Annotated in this window: 16 protein-coding genes and 1 pseudogene; 6 read left to right on the forward strand and 11 right to left on the reverse strand. The window is 43.1% G+C overall.

Translation table 11 applies throughout. The annotated features are described in order from the left end of the window. The first annotated feature begins 27 nt into the window (after positions 1–27). The 3 genes and pseudogenes from VL20_RS02740 (at position 28) to VL20_RS02750 (ending at position 3,197) form a co-directional block, all read left to right on the forward strand. Positions 28–476 (forward strand): annotated as a pseudogene (locus tag VL20_RS02740) (YlqD family protein). A 247-nt stretch (positions 477–723) separates the two neighbouring features. After that, positions 724–2,088, forward strand: a complete 1,365-nt coding sequence (locus tag VL20_RS02745) for a DUF3370 domain-containing protein (RefSeq protein WP_052275531.1) — start codon at positions 724–726, stop codon at positions 2,086–2,088. A 224-nt stretch (positions 2,089–2,312) separates the two neighbouring features. Next, positions 2,313–3,197, forward strand: a complete 885-nt coding sequence (locus tag VL20_RS02750) for a hypothetical protein (protein ID WP_052275532.1) — start codon at positions 2,313–2,315, stop codon at positions 3,195–3,197. Between the two features lie 153 nt (positions 3,198–3,350). Here VL20_RS02750 and VL20_RS02755 read toward each other — a convergent pair whose 3' ends face one another. From VL20_RS02755 to queA, 5 genes are all read right to left on the reverse strand, one after another. Then, positions 3,351–4,922, reverse strand: coding sequence for a TIGR04222 domain-containing membrane protein (locus VL20_RS02755; protein ID WP_052275533.1), 1,572 nt, complete (start codon positions 4,920–4,922; stop codon positions 3,351–3,353). A 586-nt stretch (positions 4,923–5,508) separates the two neighbouring features. Then, positions 5,509–7,239, reverse strand: a complete 1,731-nt coding sequence (locus VL20_RS02760; RefSeq protein WP_052275534.1) for an Rqc2 family fibronectin-binding protein — start codon at positions 7,237–7,239, stop codon at positions 5,509–5,511. Positions 7,240–7,382: 143 nt separating this feature from the next. Further along, positions 7,383–8,489: a glycine cleavage system aminomethyltransferase GcvT gene (gene gcvT / locus VL20_RS02765; protein WP_052275535.1), complete on the reverse strand. Its 1,107-nt coding sequence runs from the start codon at positions 8,487–8,489 to the stop codon at positions 7,383–7,385. A 212-nt stretch (positions 8,490–8,701) separates the two neighbouring features. Then, entirely contained in the window at positions 8,702–10,411 is a 1,710-nt protein-coding gene (locus VL20_RS02770) for a serine protease (RefSeq protein WP_052275536.1), read from the reverse strand. A 164-nt stretch (positions 10,412–10,575) separates the two neighbouring features. Further along, positions 10,576–11,673, reverse strand: coding sequence for a tRNA preQ1(34) S-adenosylmethionine ribosyltransferase-isomerase QueA (queA, locus tag VL20_RS02775; RefSeq protein WP_052275537.1), 1,098 nt, complete (start codon positions 11,671–11,673; stop codon positions 10,576–10,578). Positions 11,674–11,833: 160 nt separating this feature from the next. Here queA and VL20_RS02780 point away from each other — a divergent pair, with 160 nt between their 5' ends. After that, complete coding sequence (locus VL20_RS02780; protein ID WP_002796539.1) at positions 11,834–12,223, forward strand: hypothetical protein; 390 nt, start codon at positions 11,834–11,836, stop codon at positions 12,221–12,223. A gap of 3 nt (positions 12,224–12,226) precedes the next feature. Here the strand turns inward: VL20_RS02780 and VL20_RS02785 are convergent, their stop codons facing one another. Together VL20_RS02785 and VL20_RS02790 are read right to left on the reverse strand one after the other, a co-directional pair. Then, entirely contained in the window at positions 12,227–13,279 is a 1,053-nt protein-coding gene (locus VL20_RS02785; RefSeq protein WP_052275538.1) for an LOG family protein, read from the reverse strand. A 188-nt stretch (positions 13,280–13,467) separates the two neighbouring features. Continuing rightward, positions 13,468–14,655, reverse strand: coding sequence for a tetratricopeptide repeat protein (locus VL20_RS02790; RefSeq protein ID WP_052275539.1), 1,188 nt, complete (start codon positions 14,653–14,655; stop codon positions 13,468–13,470). Positions 14,656–14,692: 37 nt separating this feature from the next. Between VL20_RS02790 and VL20_RS02795 the strand changes: the two genes are divergently transcribed. Then, positions 14,693–15,868: an esterase-like activity of phytase family protein gene (locus tag VL20_RS02795; RefSeq protein ID WP_052275540.1), complete on the forward strand. Its 1,176-nt coding sequence runs from the start codon at positions 14,693–14,695 to the stop codon at positions 15,866–15,868. 110 nt (positions 15,869–15,978) lie between these two features. On the opposite strand, the gene VL20_RS02800 is transcribed toward VL20_RS02795, so the two are convergent. The 3 genes from VL20_RS02800 to VL20_RS02810 form a co-directional block, all read right to left on the reverse strand. Next, entirely contained in the window at positions 15,979–16,530 is a 552-nt protein-coding gene (locus VL20_RS02800) for a LabA-like NYN domain-containing protein (RefSeq protein ID WP_002764933.1), read from the reverse strand. A 381-nt stretch (positions 16,531–16,911) separates the two neighbouring features. Beyond that, complete coding sequence (locus VL20_RS02805; RefSeq protein ID WP_052275541.1) at positions 16,912–17,736, reverse strand: sulfurtransferase; 825 nt, start codon at positions 17,734–17,736, stop codon at positions 16,912–16,914. Next, positions 17,705–18,148, reverse strand: coding sequence for an ATP-binding protein (locus VL20_RS02810; protein ID WP_052275542.1), 444 nt, complete (start codon positions 18,146–18,148; stop codon positions 17,705–17,707). Before VL20_RS02810 ends, VL20_RS02805 begins: the two co-directional genes overlap by 32 nt. A gap of 172 nt (positions 18,149–18,320) precedes the next feature. Here VL20_RS02810 and VL20_RS02815 point away from each other — a divergent pair, with 172 nt between their 5' ends. Then, positions 18,321–19,457, forward strand: coding sequence for a PP2C family protein-serine/threonine phosphatase (locus VL20_RS02815; RefSeq protein WP_052275543.1), 1,137 nt, complete (start codon positions 18,321–18,323; stop codon positions 19,455–19,457). On the opposite strand, the gene VL20_RS02820 is transcribed toward VL20_RS02815, so the two are convergent. Continuing rightward, a complete protein-coding gene (locus tag VL20_RS02820; protein ID WP_052275544.1) occupies positions 19,458–19,781 on the reverse strand; it encodes an STAS domain-containing protein in 324 nt (107 codons plus the stop codon). It abuts the gene before it with no gap. Between the last annotated feature and the right edge of the window lie 118 nt (positions 19,782–19,899).

Here is a 19,899-nt window from a genome sequence, read left to right on the forward strand (position 1 = left end):
AAAAGACCTTTTTAGGATAAGCAAATCATGGATGACGCACAAACCAGTTTATTACTGAAGCGCCCGGTGACAATTAAAGTCATCGTGACTCCGCGCTGGAAAGAAGAAGCACAACAGCAATTACAAGCACAAATGGCTCAAATTGACGCACAAATTCAACAATTAGAAACCCAAGGACAAAGAGCGATCGCAGAAATTCAGCGTCAGAGTCTGATCCCCTTACCCCCGCGGCTGCCCAACAGATTGACAATATTCAAATCCAAGTCAATCAACAGAAAAGTGAGTTTCTCGAACAAAAAAACCAGTATCTGCAACAATTGCAACAGGTACAACTCTTGGAACTCAATCAAGAAGTCGCCCAAGCACAACTAGAAAGCTTTTTCCGCGTCGAAAAAGGCGATAACTTAGTGGCCAAAATGAATGTGGAACTCGTCCTTAGAGATGGCATCGTCGAAGACATTCGCGGCGAAATTTAAAGCTAGGGTGAGCAGTTACCCGTCCCTGTCAACTTAACGGTTAAAATCGGCAATAGCAAGGGTTTTTCTCCCTTGCTAACCCAGAAAACCGCCCCTAGCTCACATCATCCCTGACAGGACTTGATCAGACCTTAAAAATATATTAAGATTCTTTATCGATCGCCAAGACAAACTCGCTTATATTGTCCTATAACTTCACCTCTCCATCGACTCACCCTTAATTAGATCCTATAAATATGGAATCTCTATGCTTTCTTTCTTACCCACTATTCTTTTAGCTCAGTCCGCCTCGGTCTTGCCCCAGATAGAGAGGAAATTAATCACCCAATATCAGGAAGTGCGTCAGTTGCCCGGTCAACTAAATGACGTTCTAGTTTTTAATAGCAATAGTCCCGAAGTCGTAGAAAAAGAGGGAATTCTCCTCTCCACTTTCCCCGGCAAAGGAAAACGTTATCCCGTAGCCCATCTCAATCATCCCCTACAAGGACGTTTTGACGTTTTCACCCACCACATCGCTCGTCAAACCGATCCCAATCGCGACTTACACCAGGGCCTGATCGTTACTAATCCCACCTCCAGAAACCTGGTTATCCGCATCCTGCAAGGAGTCAGTTACGTCACCTCCGCCGATGCCCCTTTTGTCGATTTGCCCTCTCTGGTGGAAGATCCCAACGGCCGGGTTTTTTCCGGTCCCGGTTCCCGTTTAGCCGGCGATATCATGCGTCGTCGCCATGATAGCCAATTTCCCACCCAGATCGTCATTCCCCCGGGCCAAAGTCGGATGCTCTTCGATCTGGTTATCCCCAGAAGTAGCGCCCGCTCGACTCTCCTGCGTCTCTACAGCGATGGACCGGTCTATATGGCTAATTTAGCCCTCTACGAAGTTCCCCAAAAAGTCAAAATCGAAGATCGGGAAATAGAAAGCTTTCGTCCCCCTACCCTAGAGGAATGGCGTACCCTATTAGTTAGAGGTGATTTGGCCGCTCCTCGTGATTTTCCCCCCACTCCCCCCGATCAATGGTTCCCCGGCAGAAGAAATTTTTATGGTCGCGTGGCCGGAATTTCTGTCGGTTCGGAATGGGCAACCCGGATTGTCGATCCCAAAGGGGGAATTAATCTCACCATTCCTCAACCTGGTCAAGCTTTTGCCTATCCTTTAAGTACGGTGACAGCAGCTACTTTCGGAACCAGACAAATCCAAAGCGCCCCCATGTTAGTGCGTTATCCCGATACGGCTTTCAAAGCTCACGGTAACTACGGTGTTCACTACTATCTGACTTTACCTCTATATAACAACACTAGCAAAACCCAGGTGGTGGTTTTGAGTATTCAAACCCCAATTAAAGAAGATAATTATCTCGATCGCTTGCTATTTGTTGAACCCGTCCAGGGACCGGTATTTTTCCGGGGTGCAGTGCGCGTTACCTATCGTAACGAACTGGGACGCACTGAGGAACGTTTTTTCCATCTCGTTCAACGGGAAGGACAACAGGGAGAAGCTTTAGTGCAGGTGGAACTTCCCCCTGGCGCCCGACGCGACGTTAATCTCGATTTTCTCTATCCCCCCGATGCCACCCCTCCCCAAGTTTTGAGCGTTAAAACTTTGGAATAGATAGTTTTTCTCGAAAAGTTAACGGCTGATTGTCGGTAAAAATAAGTAAGATAAGTAGGTGGGTATTAAAAACTTTCAGATGCCCCCCTTATTAAGGGGGATCCCCCGCCTTCGGCTTCCCCCCTTATCAAGGGGGGCTAGGGGGATCGAACCTAAAATCCATTTTAAATTTAATTATAACCAGCTACTTACACTGATATTAATCTCTCTCTGGGAATTAGCCGATGAATATTAGCAAAACTTGCTTTATTTGCTGCTTATTATCTCAATTCTTGGGCGATGCAGCTGCGAGTTTAGCCGTGACTAAACTCGATTTTGATGCCGGTCAACCCCTCAGAAATCAAGTGGTTAGATCGGGGAAAATTAAGGTACAAGTTAGCTATCAACCTATCGACCTAAACGAGAAAGTTGATGATAATTCTGATATTAATAATGTGTCTTATCAAATCTTTTATAACGGGCAAATTTATCAGCAAAATAGCGGTTATAGTGCCTTTGGATCTGGCTATGTTGAATTAAGAGATTTAGATAATAATGGCATCGATGAGATTATCGTCTCCACCTATAGCGGCGGCGCTCATTGCTGCACATCTTTGGTAATTTATACTTGGCAAAAAGATAAATTTATTAGAGAAGAAACGGGTTTTTTAGATGGTAGTGGTGGTTCTTTTGAAGATTTAGATGGAGATAATAATTATGAATTTATCACCGTTGATAATGCTTTTTTGTATGCTTTTAGTTCCTACGCCGCCTCTTTTCCTCCCTCGAGAATTTATACTTTTCAACAGGGTAAATTAGCAGATGTCACCAGAAAATATCCCCAAGAATTAAGAAAAACTTTAGCAGCAATGTTGAAAGCTTTTCAGTTAGCTAAAAAAGAAAAAGCCGAAGTTAATGGCATTTTGGCCGGTTATGTGGCACAGAAAATTCTACTAGGAGAATACCAAGAAGCTTGGCAATTTCTTCTCGCTAATTACGATAAAAACTCCGATTGGGGTCTCGATATCCATGGCGAAAGTATAGCGATCGGAAAATATCCAGACTTTCCCACTGCCCTAAGAGCTTTTCTCCTGAAAAATGGCTACTTAACCCGAACTGGGGTTAAGTAGAAGCGATAAAATTCCCTGTTCAAGGAGGATTTTTTCGGCTGATGGCAGTAAGCAATCAAACCAGAGAGGAGATTAAGGCAAAAATTAACAGGGCTACGGTGGCGGGAATGTTCAACGGAACGAGCGAGCGGCTGTTAATAGCCTTGAACTCAATCAACCACCACCACAACCACCACAACCGCCACAACCGCCGCCACCGCCATCACTGCCGCCACCACCGCCATCACTGCCGCCACCGCCATCACTGCCGCCACTGCCGGCATCACTGCCGCCACTGCCGGCATCACTGCCGCTACCACTGCCGCTACCACTGCCGCTACTAGCAGCGGCTATGGGAGTCAGCATTTGATACAGGTCTGCTAAAGCCATATCCGCCATCAGAACTGTTGCTCCAAACAACGCCACCGCAAGTACCAGTTCAGAATCGCTGCTATTGGCTGTTTTTAAATGTTGTAAGCGATTTGTTAAATCATTAAAAATGATCTCTCCATAACGGCTGCGCTGACGCTGTGGTTTGACAAAAAACCTTGCTCCCAAAACTAGAAGCCCAAATATACAGATGAGAAGTAAACCAACTGGCTTATCGCGAGAAATTCCCACCGCCATTTTGCACAAGCCTATTCCTAGAAGAATAACCACAATCAATGATGGATAAATTTGCGCTTTCAATGCTTGGGCATCGCTCAGAAACAAACCAAGCTGTTCTAGGCGGGAACGAATGCTATCTTTCATTCCTTGAGACTTCTGGAAAACCTGTTTAATTGCCCCATCAGTGGCCAAAATATCTTGTGCAACCGCCTTTTCTACAGGATCGGCAATAGCATCGATCTTTCCTGTCACCACCAGTTTGCTTTGTGTTCTTCCAAATGGTGATTTTTCTTTTAATACCTCCACATAGCCTTGTTTTACCAAACTGGTGATTGCGGCCATAATCAGGCGATGATTGCCCCCCGCCAAGAAAGCTATCTCGTAAGTATTTAAATCAGGTTGCTGCTTTGTATTAGTGCTAACTAGGCACAGGGAAAAACGTAGCCAGGCTGCCAAAGCGATTCCCATCACTCCTAGGGAAATATAGAAGGTTAAAAATTCCGGACCTGTAAAATTCATTGGGTTAGGAATTTGGGAGATTATCTGACAGCCAGTTATCATCAGTGAAAGGAAGGCTAAAAAGGTAAAGATGCCTATTTTTCGCAGTTGTGGTTTGACGGAGACTGTGAAATTAGGTTTTGACAAAACCCAGCTTTGTTGAGTATTGATCCGGATAAAATGCAAATCTCGCCCGAATCGGTCTTTGGGTTTAGGCCAAATATCTATTGGGGGAATATGTCCAAAAAACTGTTCGTAACTTTCTAGCGTCTTGCTATACCAACTGCCAAATTTTAATTGCTCGGATGAACCCCCACGAGTCGGCTCGTGATGTAATGTGGTTTGCAAAATTTTGGGACAGAACTCTTGCCAGTACAATCGCGTATAGGTCAGATGTAAATGCCAAACTTGATCGATTTGGTCGGATGGCGTGACTGGATGTCCTGCTGCAACGGCTAGAAATATAAACTTTTTGTATTCCTCGATCACTCTCTGAGTATAGCCTAAGGACCAGCCGTTATCTCTTGCTAATCGTTGGCTGAAAGATAATTGACTATCTGGCCGATCCAAGGCAAATGCCTGAATTCTTTTATATAGTTCTATCTGTTGAAAGTTCATCGTCCCTAATGGGCTATCCATAAACCGGGCCTCCCGAAAAAAACTGTTTCTAGTCGTTTATTTAGGCCGAAGAGGCTTAACTATGCGTGCAGTTTAAATTTCTTTACAAAAAGCTGGATGCTAACTATCCCTCTTTCATCCCAAAGATAGAGCAAATATTCTCAACAATCAAAATCATTCATCTGGGCAATAAGGGACTTGCGTGGGAATAATATCCCAATCGATCGGAGGGCGCAAGCTTTGCGCCCCTACAGTAACGGATTTTGTCCACAATGTAGGGGCGCACTGCGTTCGCCCAAAAGGTACATTATCAAAGCGCAAGTCCCTAAGTCTCGGAAACCCAAAAGAAAGTTGAGGAAACTGACAGAACCGGTTAGGTGAAGATAAAATACCAGTGGTTGCTTTAATATCACCTAAATAGTCGGTTTTTTGTGTCTTTCCCCCGACTATTGGCTGCTACCACTGGTTTGCTGTTGTTTGTTGTTGTAATCCGAGGAAATATAGTTCTTGCGTTCCCAAGCGCCTGAACTGCATTTGTCTCTCTAGTAACAATTGTAACAGACAATACCCTTTTTGTGTAAAAAAAAGTAAACAATTTGGTAAAAAATTATTTTTTGCGGTAATCTTCAACCCTCTGAGGACAGCCCCAGATTACCGTTTCCTGTTTGTAAACCACCATACCGGGCTTGGCGCCCTTGGGTTTATAGACGTATTTGGGACGGGTATAGACGACGGGAACCTGTTCACTATGGCGAGCGCGGCTATAATAAGCGGCGTAATCGGCGGCAAATTGCAGATCGGCGGCTTCTGGAACTGTACCGGGGGTTAAACGGAGTAAAACGTGACTACCGGCGATTTCTTGACTATGAAACCAGATATCGTAATCGCTGGCGCTACGAAAAGTTAGCCGATCATTTTGACGGTTATTTCTGCCAATCCATAATTCGACTCCAGAGGGAGTAGTAAAGCGCATGGGTTCGGATTCTTTATTATTCGTCCGATTACGCTGGTAATTGCTTTCTAAATACTTCTGTTGTATTAATTCTTCTTGTATCTCGTCTAATGCCTCTAAATCTTCGCTGCCGCTATAATTTTCTAGTTGACTTAAACTCGATCGCACTTGTTCGAGATAATTAATTTCACTAACCACTTCCTCTAATAAAGGTTCCACCGCTAACCGCGCTCTTTTTAATTTCTGATGTTGTTTATAAAAATATTGGGCATTCTGTACGGGATTTCTTTCGGGATCAAGAGGAATAATTACAGGGGTTCCTGTCTCGAAATCTGCCAAAGTAATGCTAGTCATTCCCTGCGGTATTTGCTGCAGATTGGCCATTAATAAATCCCCTTGCTCTTTATAGCGATCAGCATGAGCAGATTCTGCTAGTCTTGTTTGAAATCCCGCCGCTTTAGTTTGCAGTTTAGTCAGTAAAGAGGTAATTTTTTGGTTTAATTTTTGCTGTAGTTGTCGAAAGCTTTCTTGATTAATTTGCTCGCTATAATAACGGTTTAATAATTCTTGGACATCTTTAGCCGCTGCCAGCATCTCCCCACCGATAACTGTATAACCTTCTCTCGTCCATCCCGGTTGAAAGGTTTTATTTTCAAGGATTTTTAACCATTCTTGCCAAGCTGAAAAGAGCTTTTCCCAATCAGTATTATCTAACTGATCCGTGTTTAATTTCGGGTTAATTTTGGCTTTTTGTAACAGCGATCGAGCGATGACGGGACTAACCCCACGATAGGTACTAACTAACTGTTTTTCGATAGTTTTAGGGATTAAACTAACCCTAGCTTGCCAACTGCTTAAGGATTCTTCTAAACTGGGGTCTGTTGCCAATAAAACGGGGGGTAGTTGATAGATTTGTCCCGTTTGTACGGTGCGAACACTAGACTGAGTGGCATTGACTTGATGGGCAACGGTGACGATTTGATTGTCAGCCGCAGTTAAAATCACATTGCTATATTTGCCCATAATTTCTATATACAAATGCCACAGCGCCGGATCATCGGGACGTTGGGCAAATTGCAGATCGATGACTCTTTCCCACGGGGCAACAAATGCTAATTTCGTCAGCGCAAAACCATTGAGTTGATGACGCAATTGATCGCTGAAAGTGAAGGTATCGGGGACTTTTGGCGGTGGATCACCAATATGCAGCCGCGCCCCTTGGGGATGCCAAGAAATAATTAACCATCCTTTGCGATCGAAGGTTCGTAAATGGAGGGCGATCGTTTGGCGATCAATTTGATACACTTGTTCTAGTCTGGCCGGCAGCCAAGCGGCGGCAATTTCGGCACAAGTGGCACTGAGGGTGGTAAAGTCTAGGGATTGCATTTTCAGTTATCAGTTATCAGTTATCAGTTATCAGTTATCAGATTTGAGTTTTAAGTGGACAGTGTTATCTAGCAGTTGCCGTTTTCTCTTCACTGATTACTGATTACTGTTCACTGAAAAGCCACCTAACCTCGATCACCTTTTTACTTTTTACTTTTATAAAAGGGTTTTTTAACGACGGTAGCGGGGTAGGTGCTGCCGCGAATTTCCACTTCGATCGCCTGTCCGATCGAGGCGAAAGGTGTGGGAAGATAGGCTAAAGCGATCGCTGTGTTTAAAGTTGGTGATAAAGTGCCACTGGTGACTTTACCCACCATTTCCCCAGCGAATATTACCGGATAATCGTGACGGGCGATATGTTTGCCGGACATCTGCAATCCCACCAAGAGCCGATTGACACCATTAAGTTTTTGGTCTTCCAGGACATCACGACCGATAAAATCGCCTTTTTCTGGCAGATGAACCAACCAATTTAAGCCAGCCTCTAGGGGACTCGTGCTATCGTCGATATCCTGTCCATAAAGGGCTAAAGCTGCCTCTAAACGCAGGGTATCCCGGGCCCCCAAACCGCAGGGAGTCACCCCTAAATTTAAGAATTCCGTCCAAAGTTGCTGCCCGATTTCAGGGGTGGCCATAATTTCAAACCCATCTTCTCCCGTGTAACCGGTCCTAGCGATAAAAACTTTTTCCCCGAAAAGCTGGCTTTCCCAGTGATTAAATAGGCCAAAATCGCTTAATTTTTCCCTGATCAAGGGCTGTAAAATTGTGGATGCTTTGGGTCCTTGCAGGGCAATTAAGACCCTTTCTCGCGATAAATCTTCTAATTTGACCCCCGATCCCTCTAAATTGCCTAAAATCCATTCTCGATCTTTATCGGTAGTTGAGGCATTAACAATTAACAGGCCCTGGCTTTCGCTTTGGTAGTAAAAGATAATATCATCGATTATGCCACCGTCCGGGTTAAGTAAAACGCTATACTGTGCCTTTCCTGCCCTTAAACGGGCTAAATTAGAAGGAACTAGGGTTTGGAGAGATTGAACCAGATTATCTCCAGTTAAGATAAATTTGCCCATGTGGGAAATGTCAAACATCCCGACACCGTTGCGGACAGCATTATGTTCGATTTTTAAGCCGCTAAACTGTATCGGCATCTCCCAACCCGCAAAAGGGGTAAATTTGCTGGTTTGTTGGGCAATTAAATTGTATAAGGGGGTACGAATAGCGGGGGAAGTTGCTTCTTGGTTGGCCACGGTGTTCTCGATCGAATGGTTTTCTGCCTAGAGTAGCATAGCAGTTATCAGTGACCAGTTATCAGTTATCAGTGACCAGTTATCAGTGACCAGTTATCAGTTATCAGTTATCAGTGACCAGTTATCAGTTATCAGTGACCAGTTATCAGTTATTAGTGACCAGTGACCAGTAAACAGTGATCGATCACTATCCACTATCCACTGATTACTGATTACTGATTACTGATTACTGAAAAAGTTCCCCACTCTCTTAACCTTTCTCGCACTCTGTCAATGGGAATTGCGAAACCGCAGCCCAATCTAACGGCATTTTCTAGGGGTTTAGGAGTGGAGGTATTATCACAAAATAAACTCGCTTGGGAAATCACTCCCACCACTTGATTTTTATCGTTTAAAACTGGACTTCCCGACTGTCCAGAAACGACAAACATGGATAAACTTAAGGATTTTTCGTTATTATCATTAACAGTGCCTTTGCTGACAGTCCAATCTTTTTGATTAAAAGGATTACCGATCGAGATTACTGGTTGATTAGCGGCAATTGGTAGGGGTGCTAAAGCTAAAGGTTTTAAATCTGGGGGGGGATTTTTTACCTCTAATACTGCTAAATCGAGCCAGTCGTTAGGGGGGGTAGTGTGGAGAATTTTAGCTTTTGAACGCTTGCGAATTTGTCCCTGGGGTGGTTGGCTATAATACTCCACAAAAATGCGGGACTTTGCATCGATTTCTTGACGGGAATTCGTGACCACATGGCGGTTAGTCACGATCCAAGCTGTGTCTTGATCTCGTTTTAATAACCAACCAGTGCCGATGCCATTTTTATTTTTACCGCGAATGACAATTTTAACAATTGAGCGTTTTAAATTCACCAGAGGATCACTCTTAACACTGGGAATTATCTCTGGCATTTTTAATAATTCGGGATGGTCGTGAATCAATCGCCCCCGTTGGATTTCCTCTAAAATAAATCTAACTTCTGATAAATTGGGATCAATTTCTACGGCCTGCCGACACCAATTTAGACCCTCATCGATCTGACCGTTGTTGATATAGATATAACAGAGATTTTCGTAAATATTAGCATTCTTGGGACTAATTTGGCGCGCCTGTTGAAAAACTGCCATGGCTTCCCCTAGTTTTCCCTGTTCCGCTAAAGCTTTACCTAAATAATTATAAATATCCCCATCTTTAGGAGCGTAAATTAAAGCCTGTCGATATATTTGCTCTGCTTCCTCCCATTTTACCTGTTTTGCTAGGGTTTCTCCTAATTTTTTGTAGGTTTCACCCTGATCAGGTATCAATTCTAGAGCTTGCTGATAGGCATAACTGGCCTCTGGCCAGAGTTGCTGTTCACTGTAGGCCTTTCCCAGATAAAAATAGGCTTTTCCCTGAGTAGGATCGAGAAAAACCGCTGCTTGCAGAGCTTTCGCCGCCTCATCCCAACGTTGTGAACTATAGAGGGCTTTTCCTAGCTGAAATTGCCCTTTAAAAGTTGGTTTAATGATAATTGCTTTTTGGTAAGCATCGATCGCCTCTGACCATTTTTCCTCCTGCGCGAAGATATCCCCCAAAGCCACTAAATAATTACTTTGGGAGGGTTCCATCGGTGGTTTATTATTAACGATAAAGCCACGATTATATGCTTTTAAGGCTTCAGAATAGCGTTTTTGACTTTGCAAGACCTGAGCGATTTTTATATGGGCTTGGACTGAATTTTCGTGAAAAGATAAAACTGTTCGGTAAGCAGACAGAGCCGATTCCTTCTCCCCCGCGGCCAAAAGTCGATCACCTTGCCAGAGATAGGCCAAGGCAATAAGATAAAAAATAGCAAAGGGAGCGGCGACGGTGAAGGCAATAATTAAAAATATTTGCAGGGGTTTGCTAGAATAGCGGCGACCAATTTTAATATCTTTTCTTTTCATTTCTTGGTTAGGATAGACAACAGGCTAGAGATGGTTCGATAATCGACCTAGACCAATTTAGATGCGCGGGCCGCTTACACATATTTTTACCTTTTTCCTGTTGCCCTTTCCGCAGTTCTGCTCCTCCTTCTTTCTAGGGTGTGGATGTAATTTTGTCCAACTACTTACTGATTACTGCTGCAAGCGCTGGGTAGGATTAACATAGCGTCACCGAAAGAATAGAAACGGAAACGTTCTTGGATAGCTGCTTGATACAATGCCAGTAGTCTTTCCCGTCCGACTAAGGCACTGACTAACATCATCAAACTGGACTTGGGTAGGTGAAAATTAGTGATCATGCCGTCGATAACCCGCCATTGATAACCCGGATAGACAAATAAATTGGTTTTTCCCTGAAAAGCGGTTAATTTATCGCTCTTAGTTTCTTTAATTGCCCCTTCCAAGGCGCGAGCTACCGTGGTTCCTACGGCGATAACCCGGCCACCTCTAGCCTTTGTTTGGGCAATTTTTTCGGCAGTTTCGGCGGAAATTTCTAAAAATTCCCGGTGCATTAGGTGTTCTGTAATATTTTCCACTTCCACGGGACGAAAGGTTCCCACTCCCACATGAAGGGTGATATAGGCGGTATCTATACCCTTCTGGGCGAGCTTATGGAATAATTCGGGAGTAAAATGTAATCCGGCCGTGGGAGCGGCCACAGAACCCTGTTTATCAGCGTAAACTGTTTGATAACGGTCTTCTTCCGCCTCTGATTCGGTGACGTAGGGGGGGAAAGGAATATGACCGTACTCCTCCAACATATCCCAAAAACTGCGTCCGGGATGACGTTGAAATTCCAGCAGACGACCACTGGTGTTCAGATCTCGATCGATTACTTTCGCTAACCATAATTTTGCTTGGTCTTCCGTTCGCCCTGTTTTCGGATAAAAAAGGACTTCTGAACCGACTTTAAAGCGTTTTCCCGGTTTCACTAGGGATAACCAACGATGGTCATCCTGTTCTTCCAATAGTAATATTTCTATGGGTGCGCCGGTGGTTTTACGTCCAAATAAACGGGCCGGAATCACGCGAGTATCGTTGAGAACCAACAAATCCCCCGGCTCTAACCAAGTGGGTAAATCCCGAAAAATAGCTAAATTATAACTATTAGGAGAATCTACCACCAAAAGACGGGAACTGTCTCGGGGTTCTGCGGGATTTTGGGCAATTAACTCCGGAGGAAGGTGATAATCGTAGCTGGAGAGTGATTGGTCAGGGATCATCGTCGTTATCATCATAAAGATCTTCGCAAAAGTTGGGTAATTCTACCCAGGCGAACTTCACTAAATCGGGGATTTCTCCCCTTGGTATCTGGAACGGTTTATCGTCAGACTAGAGATATAACACTAATCGTGACTGTTAGCCAACATCCCAGCGGCCACTATGGACTATCTCTATTTTCTTGCTAACGCTAGTTTAACGCTACGAGTCACCGAATACCTGCGATCGATGACTCATCTACCCTCCTCCGTGATGACGGTTATTCATCAGATTAACGGTTGGGTGGTCAAGGTCAAGTTTAATCAAATGCTGACTCCTTGCCAACACGGGGATTTTCGCGCCTACATGAATGAGTTAGGGATTACCTATCAACCAGAAATGCGTCTCCAGATGGTTTTTTGGAGTTTGGAAACGGGACAATCCCCCATTGATGTCATGCGTCGTTACCAAGTGGCGATCGTGTCCCACGGTACCCCGGATCAGCAAGATATAGAGGCTTTTCGGCAACAATTTACTAAGGGTTTAGGATACTGTCCGGAAACTCTAGCCTAGGGTTTATTTTTTCTCGGGATGCTCTTCAAGGGCAACTACAGGACTTAAATCGTTGATGTGATCTATTAATTGATACAAGCGTCCGTAACTCTTGCCGTTAAAGTAAAAAACTAGACGGGGTAAATGGTGGCTGGAATCCCGATTCTCTCGTTCTAGAATTTGACTAGGTGCGATTTTGCCCTTAACTACGATATCGCCGAAGTTTTGGTTAATTTGTTCGATCTGTTCCCCGCTTAGTTCGTGATTAAGACGAATAACAAAGGATTCTCCCACAAAACGGCTGGAGTGATACACCCGATAGAAGTGGCGAATTGTTTGACAAGCGTGGTCTAGATCGTTGGTAATAGTATAAAAATTCCGATCTTCGGCGGATATCAGTCCTCTTTTTTGCAGATTTTCACTAATTTGTGCTTGCCAAGTTTGCCAGTAATCCCCATCAGGCTCATCAATTAATACTAGGGGTGCAGGTCCGTATTTACCCGTTTGACAGAGGGTAAGCGTCTCAAAGGCTTCATCTTGGGTGCCGAAACCACCGGGGAATAAAGCTACTGCGTCACTTTCCCGCAGAAAAAATAGTTTTCTGGTAAAGAAATATTTAAAATCGATTAATTTGGCATCATTTATGATATAGGGATTAGCCCCCTGTTCAAAGGGTAGCTGAATATTTAATCCGAAGGAATTTTCCCGGCCGGCGCCTTCATTCCCCGCTTGCATGATGCCACCCCCAGCACCGGTTAACACCATAAAACCGTATTGACTGATACGACGTGCGAATTCTACTGCGAGACGGTATTCACTGCTGTCGGGTTTGATGCGTGCCGAGCCAAAAATGGTCAGTTTACGAATGTGACGGTAGGGGTAAAATACCTGAAATCCCTTTTCTAGATCTTCGATCGCGTAGGTTAAAATTTTCCAATCCAGGCGATCGATTTCCTCCCCGGCAATTCTGACTATTGCTTCCAGAGATCTTTGAATCCATTTACCATCTTTCAAGTGGGGTAAATGTTGCAGCAATTTCAGCAAGTCTTCGGTTAATTCAGAATAGGAGTTGTTCATTTGGGTGTTGGGTGTTGGGTTTTGGGTGTTAGAGTTTTGGGGTGTTGGGTGTTGGGGTGGTCACTGCGTGCGCGTTGCGGGGGGTTTTAGGGTTTTAGTTGAAATTCCCCACTTCCCCACTTCCCCATTCCCCCATTCCCCATTCCCCATTTCCCTGTCCATTAGTTAACTATTCAAAGACTTAAAGATCACTGTTCAGGATTATTTATTGCTTGATTAACTTGGGTGATTTGGGTTTGAAAATATTGTTCACGATAACGGATAGCTTGGGCTAATTCCGCACCTTTTTGGAAAGCGAGCAAAGCTTGGGGATAATTTTTTCTCTCTAGATAAATTTGACCGATTTGATCGTAGGTATTCATTAAACCGTAGTAATTATAACCCAATTCATGGACTTTAATTAATTCTTGATAGATTTGTAAAGCATAATCTACCTGTTGATAACTTTTATAAAGTTCTGCTAACTTATTTAAAGCTTCTCCTGCGGTGCCGTACTGTTGTAAAGCAAAAGCGAGAGAATAGGCTTCTTGAAAGTTTTGGCTGGCTTTATTTGCATCTTTTAAAGCTTGATAATCTAAACCAATTTGAATTTTTAGATCGGGAATTAACTGTATTTGCTGATTTCTGATTTGGGTTTCAGCTATTTCTTCTTTAATTTTTACTGCGTTAGCTGGTTGCAAAGATTCTCGATAAATTTCTGCTAGTCTTTGCAAATAAATTCCTTGAGTTAAAGAATTATTCTGCACCTTAGAAATAGTTAATAATTCCTCATATACTGGAGCTGCTTTTTGATAATCAAAACGGGATAAATGAATTTGACCAAGTTTATTTAAAGTGGCTTCTACTGCCACATTATCACCAGATTTTCTGGCATTAGCTAGGATTTTATCATAGATGATTATCGCCTCATTAAAAGCTCGTACCTGTTGATAGGATGTACCTAGTAATGCTAATAATTCCCCGTCCATTGTCTGGTTAGTTTCTGCGGTTTGTTGCACAGTTTTTAAACGAGCAGTAATTAATTTAACATCCTCGGTTCGATCTCGATTCCAAGCTGCTAAACCCACTTTTCCCAAAGATTTGACTTCTTCTTTTGCTCCTAAATAACGATTTAATTTAATCACTTCATACCAGATGGGAAAAGCTTCCTCATTTAATCCCGCATCGTATTTAGCCTGAGCTTCAGCATCGCGTTGATCGATGTATAATAACAGTTGACGACGCTCCAAGGGAGTTAAAGGGCGATCGATTGCGGGTAATAAAGGACTTTTTAGGGGAGTTTCGAGGGGATTGGGTGCAGGGGTTTCTGTTTGTGCTAGGAGAGGAAGGGAAGTACCGATCAAACAGAGCCATAAACTGAGAGAAAAACGTAGCATAATAGATTGATAAGAGCGTAGTAGAGGATGATATTTTGTGATCGATCGATTCTATAAGAGACTGACTGCCGAAAATTTGCGTTTCCCAATTTTGGGTTTAATTGCTAGTTTGATTGTAACCTTTAGTCTGGGGGCCTGTGGTGTCTCCCCGCAAGTTTTAGCAGAACAACGAATGTTTCTACCCCTCTCGGTCGAGTTTTTGGGAGAATATCAATTGCCACAAGCGGATTATCAAGGGACAAGGGTGGGGGGATTATCGGCAATTACATACGATCGTGCCAATAACCGCTTTTATCTCCTCAGTGATGATCGTTCTCAGAAAGCTCCGGCCCGCTTTTATCGGGCTAGTTTGCAGATAAATGGTGAAAAAATCGAAAAAGTGAATTTAGAGGCAGTCACGTTCCTAAAAGATGGCAAGGGAGAAACGTTTAAAAAGGGATCGATCGACCCGGAAGGTATCGCTTTTTCGCCCCGACAAACTTTGTTTATTTCCAGTGAAGGTGCGGTTAAACAGGGAATTGCTCCTTTTATTGCTGAATTTGATTTGCAGGGACAATTAAAGGAGTCTTTGTTAATTCCTAATCGCTTTTTACCAGATGATACCAATCAAAAAGGAATACAGGATAATTTAGGGTTTGAATCCTTAACTTTAGGGATTACCAGCACTCTCAAAGACGATCCTTTTCGTTTGTTTACTGCCACAGAAAGCGCGTTAATTCAAGATAGTCCCACGGGAAAAAGAGCAGAAAATCTCAGAGTGCGACTTCTTCATTATGTTATTGATCCGATTGGTGCGCCTGTGTTAGTATCAGAACAATTGTATGTGTTAGATGAGCCACCCAGTGGTGCGAGATACTACGGTTTAACGGAATTATTAGCTTTAGAAAAAGAGGGTTATTTTCTCAGTTTAGAGCGAACTTTTGGTTTAGAAGGTTTTGGAGCGAAACTATTTCAGGTAGTTAATGGGAGTGCCACTGACACCTCGAAAATTGCTCGGATACCGGGAGAATTAGAAGCTTTACAGGTGCAACCCTTGCGGAAAAAATTATTACTAGATTTAGGGACTTTGGGGATTGATTTAGATAATTTAGAAGGAATGACCCTCGGTCCAAGATTAGCTGATGGCAGTCGCTCTTTGATTTTAGTCAGTGATGATAATTTTAATCCGAATCAGGTCAATCAGTTTTTACTATTTCGACTCAAGGAAAAATAAACAAGAGATGGTTAATTGCCTCACCTATCCCCTTCTGGGAGAAGGATTGGGGTGAGGACTACCAATAAAAAAAATGGGATAAATAGCCGGTTTAAAGACACAACGGCCGGTTAATAATCACTTTTTTCGATATCTTTGCGAATATCATTCAGGTCAATATAGCGATCGGTGGCATTTCGCAATTCCCTAGCGATCATCCCTTCCGTAGAAACTACGGTAATATGAGTATTTTTAGAGCGCAATAGTTCGATCGCTCGTTCAAAATCTCCATCACCGCTAAATAAAATCACTCGATCATATTGATCGACGGTATTAAACATATCGACGACAATTTCGATATCTAAATTAGCCTTCTGAGAAAAACGACCGGAACTATCATCATAATATTCTTTCAAAATTTTCGTTCTCACCGTATAACCCAAACTAATTAAAGCATCGCGAAAACCTCTTTGATCTTGGGAATCTTTTAAACCCGTGTACCAAAAGGCATTAATTAACATAATATTCGGGTCGTTGGTGAAGTAATTTAACACCTTGCGCGGGTCAAAAAACCAACCATTTTTTTGTTGAGCATAAAACATATTATTGCCATCCACAAAAATCGAAAGGCGATCTTTCGGACGACCGCCACCATTACAATGACAAAGACCGGCTTCTGTCATACAAAATACATACCTAATTTTTTATAGAGTTTAACTATAAAATTACCTTTGAGTAATTTTACGGGGGAAAACGACTATTCTTTGAGGAATAGCGGTGATTTGAGAGCAAAAGGATAGCAACTAAAATAAAAATTAGCTTTTTTGTCTAAGTAGGGAGGCACAATTATTTGTAGGATGGGTTAGCGGTAGCGTAACCCATGCGGGCGTTGGGTTTCATGCTTCAACCCAACCTACGTTCATCTTATATTTAATTCCACCCACCCACTTAGGAGACAAATTAGATAATAGTTTCGGAATAATTAAAAGTGATAATAGGGGGATTGTACAGTAATTAGGTCATTTTGATAATCTTTCTCGATAGATGGGTATCAATAGGGCTGGTTAGATCAGGTAGGAACACCAATCACTCCAACCTCCAGAATATAGCTTAACATTCTCGTATCCGGCTAGGGTCAGGGAAAAGATATTAACACAGGCTGTCACTCCTGAACCACAGTAGAGGATAATTTCTCGATCGCCTTGCCGCTCTTGCCAACGTTGTTTTTGCAGGTCCTGGGGTTGAGAAAAACCCTGACTATCGGTGACTTCCAACCAGGGATAATTAAGCGCCCCCTCGATGTGGCCGGCGATCGGATCGATCGGTTCCCTTTCACCCCGATAGCGATCGCTTTCCCTAGCATCAATTAACACCACTCCCCCTTGCTCTTTTTGCCTTTTTACCTCCTCGATCGTGACTACCCAATCCTGTTGAACTTGGGGGAGAAAAGAGCCGGTTTTCGGCACAGGTATCTGATTAGAGACGGGATAACCGGCATTTAACCAATTTTGCCAACCACCATCGAGAATGCTGACTCGTTCATGGCCCAGATAACGTAATAACCACCAGAGACGACTGGCAAAGGCAAAACGGGAGGCATCGTAGGCGATGACATGGGTTTGACCAGAAATCACCCCTAAAGAGCTTAATTTAGCGGCTATCGTCTGCGGATTCGGTAAAGGATGACGGCCGCCATGAGGGGCAACGGGAGCCGATAAATCGCGATCGAGGTGTAAATAGAAGGCATTTTCAATATGATTGGCTAAATACTCTTGATAACCGAGATCGGGATCGTTTAACTGAAAACGACAGTCAATAACCATCAGATCGGGGCGATCGAGATTAGTCACTAACCAACTAGGAGAAACTAGGGGTGCGATCGGATTCATGGCGGGAAAATTGTTTAATAATTAATAGACAGTTGCGCTGATCTTCGCTGCGAGTATAACTGAGTTGATCGGCGATTTTTTCGAGGATCGGCAGTCCTTGCCCATGAGCGGAGAAACTATAGTCACGATGGGCATTTTTCTCGATAAAGCTCTCTAAATCGAAGGCGGAACCCCGATCCCAGATGCGAAGTTCCATCTGGTGGGGGGCAATCTCGATCTCGATCTCGATCGGGATTTCGGGAGGTAGGTGTCGGTGAGCGTGACGGACTGCATTGGTAAAACCTTCGGCAAGAGCAAGCTGACACTGGAGCCAGTCTTTTTGGGGAATGCCCGCTGGTTCAAGTTGCTCAAAATATTTTAAAACGGTATCTAAGGACTTGAGATCGCTATCTACCTGAAAAGAAATCTTCACCCCCGGCTTACCTCTCCAATGCCTTACGCTAGAAGTTATACCATTTTTCCCAAACTATGACTGATGTGTTAGCTCGATTCTGGATTTAATCCCTGGTTGAGGGACAAGCAAAGTCATCTGTCAGGGAGTCGGGGGTAGGCAGTAAGATTGAGATAGTCACGTCACAAAAAAGATGGTACGAATTCTAGTAATTGATGATGATGGAGTAATTCAAACGTTTTTGAGCCGCGCTTTGCGGAAGGAATACGAGGTTTTTATTGCCAGTGATGGGGAAGAAGGATTAAAGCAAGCGGGGCAACTAAAACCAGCGATGATTATTTGTGATTGGATGATGCCGGGGATCGATGGGTTGGAAGTTTGCCGGCAAATTAAGCTTAATCCCCAACTGTCAACGACTTTTTTTATCCTCTTAACTTCTTTGGGATCGGTGGAGGATCGGGTGAAGGGATTGGATGCGGGGGCCGATGATTTTTTGTGTAAACCGATCGAAATTAATGAGTTAAAAGCGCGTGTGCGAGCGGGAATTCGTTTGCATCAATTAAGTCATGATCTGCAAGCACAAAAACAATTACTAGAAATGGAGTTAGCGGAGGCGGCGGACTATGTGCGATCGCTGTTACCAGAATCTTTTATTTCTCCAAAACTTGCTATCGATTTTCGCTTCCTTCCTTCTCGTCGATTGGGGGGGGATGGATTTGATTATTATTGGTTAGATAATGACCATTTGATGTTATATCTTTTAGATGTGGCTGGCCATGGTTTGCGAGCGGCTTTACCTTCCCTTTCGGTGATTAATTTACTCCGTTCCCGTGGTTTAACTCAGGTGAATTACTATCAACCTAATCAGGTTTTACATGGGTTAAATCAAGTTTATCAAATCAGTCCTAAGAATGATAAATATTTTACTATCTGGTACGGAATTTATGATCAGAAACAACAACAGTTAACCTATGCCAGTGCCGGTCATCCCCCGGCAGTTCTCCTGACTCAAAAACCTTTTGGACAGATGATTGAAACCAGACTGAAAGCCCCCGGTTTTCCCATCGGAATGTTTCCGGAAGCAGAATATATCAATCAGGTTCAATCCCTGAATTTCTCCAGTAGCCTTTATCTTTTTAGCGATGGAATTTACGAGATCGATTGTGCTGATGGTAGGATGTGGGGACTAGAAAACTTTATTCAATCTTTACGAAATTATCACTGTAATTCTGCTAAAAATCTTGATAATTTTATTGAAAAAATTCAAGCTTTACAATTTGATGGTAATTTTAGGGATGATCTTTCGATCATGCAGGTGGATTTTCGTTAATTAACTTCCGAGGATTTTTTGTTCTAATTCTTCTCGGTTATTAAAAATTTCAAAAACTCGATCCATATCGGTCAATTCAAACAACATTTTTATCTGCTCATTAATCGAGCAGATCAATAGTTTACCCCCCGCAGAACGCACGGTTTTTAAGGATAAAACTAGCGCCCCTAAACCAGAACTATCCATAAAGGTGACATTCTTGAAATCAACGATAATAACCTCGGAACCTCCCTGCACGGCTTCGGCAATTTCTTGGCGAAATTCGCTGGCTTGGTTGCCATCTAAAATACCCGATGGTTGAATAACTTTGATGGAAGAACTCATAAAAAAAAGGAAAAATTAAATGTTTTCTACCTGCTCACTGATAACTGCTCGCTGAAATCTGCTGATAGCAGCCAATCTTTAACTATTTTTAACATATTAGGGTCAAGAAAAGCGCAAA

This window comes from Microcystis panniformis FACHB-1757, assembly GCF_001264245.1.
In the GTDB taxonomy this organism is placed as follows: Bacteria; Cyanobacteriota; Cyanobacteriia; order Cyanobacteriales; family Microcystaceae; genus Microcystis; species Microcystis panniformis.

Excerpts from the sequence above, each read along its gene's own strand:
- VL20_RS02745 (WP_052275531.1), top strand. The coding sequence starts at position 724 with ATGCTTTCTTTCTTACCCACTATTCTTTTAGCTCAGTCCGCCTCGGTC.
- VL20_RS02750 (WP_052275532.1), top strand. The coding sequence starts at position 2,313 with ATGAATATTAGCAAAACTTGCTTTATTTGCTGCTTATTATCTCAATTC.
- VL20_RS02755 (WP_052275533.1), bottom strand. The coding sequence starts at position 4,922 with ATGGATAGCCCATTAGGGACGATGAACTTTCAACAGATAGAACTATAT.
- VL20_RS02760 (WP_052275534.1), bottom strand. The coding sequence starts at position 7,239 with ATGCAATCCCTAGACTTTACCACCCTCAGTGCCACTTGTGCCGAAATT.
- VL20_RS02770 (WP_052275536.1), bottom strand. The coding sequence starts at position 10,411 with ATGAAAAGAAAAGATATTAAAATTGGTCGCCGCTATTCTAGCAAACCC.
- queA (WP_052275537.1), bottom strand. The coding sequence starts at position 11,673 with ATGATCCCTGACCAATCACTCTCCAGCTACGATTATCACCTTCCTCCG.
- VL20_RS02780 (WP_002796539.1), top strand. The coding sequence starts at position 11,834 with ATGGACTATCTCTATTTTCTTGCTAACGCTAGTTTAACGCTACGAGTC.
- VL20_RS02785 (WP_052275538.1), bottom strand. The coding sequence starts at position 13,279 with ATGAACAACTCCTATTCTGAATTAACCGAAGACTTGCTGAAATTGCTG.
- VL20_RS02790 (WP_052275539.1), bottom strand. The coding sequence starts at position 14,655 with ATGCTACGTTTTTCTCTCAGTTTATGGCTCTGTTTGATCGGTACTTCC.
- VL20_RS02800 (WP_002764933.1), bottom strand. The coding sequence starts at position 16,530 with ATGACAGAAGCCGGTCTTTGTCATTGTAATGGTGGCGGTCGTCCGAAA.
- VL20_RS02805 (WP_052275541.1), bottom strand. The coding sequence starts at position 17,736 with ATGAATCCGATCGCACCCCTAGTTTCTCCTAGTTGGTTAGTGACTAAT.
- VL20_RS02815 (WP_052275543.1), top strand. The coding sequence starts at position 18,321 with ATGGTACGAATTCTAGTAATTGATGATGATGGAGTAATTCAAACGTTT.
- VL20_RS02820 (WP_052275544.1), bottom strand. The coding sequence starts at position 19,781 with ATGAGTTCTTCCATCAAAGTTATTCAACCATCGGGTATTTTAGATGGC.